At 39.0% G+C, this 364-nt stretch carries 1 protein-coding gene; it reads right to left on the minus strand.

Annotation, left to right across the window (positions count from 1 at the left end; all coding sequences use genetic code 11):
* Positions 1–364, minus strand: a 364-nt coding sequence (locus ETC07_RS16095; RefSeq protein ID WP_205742564.1) for a DHHA1 domain-containing protein, incomplete at both ends; no start/stop codon positions are given.

Raw genomic sequence — 364 nt, forward strand, 5'->3', positions numbered from 1 at the left:
TTCATCGATATTTCGTTCGTATATTTGTGTTGCGGCGGCATTAAAGTGTCCGCCACCTCCCATGGCTTCCATGATCGTTTGAACGTTATAATCTTTAAATGAACGCGCCGAGATGGAAATATAACCATTTTGATGATTTGTAATAGAGAATGCTGCTTGAACATCTGCCATATCTAGCAGAGTGTCTGCAGCTTTAGCTGTCGCAACATTGTCATATTTTTGGTTGGGTTTACCTAAGGCAACCACAACTCCTGGGGCAACATATTCTGAGTTGAGAATAATTTCATTAATTTTTTTATATTTTTCAAACTCAGTAGCCAAAATTCCTTTAATCAGGTTATTGTCAGCACCTTGCGAGCGTAGA

The organism is Halomonas borealis (genome assembly GCF_004798905.1).
Taxonomy (GTDB): domain Bacteria; phylum Pseudomonadota; class Gammaproteobacteria; order Pseudomonadales; family Halomonadaceae; genus Halomonas; species Halomonas borealis.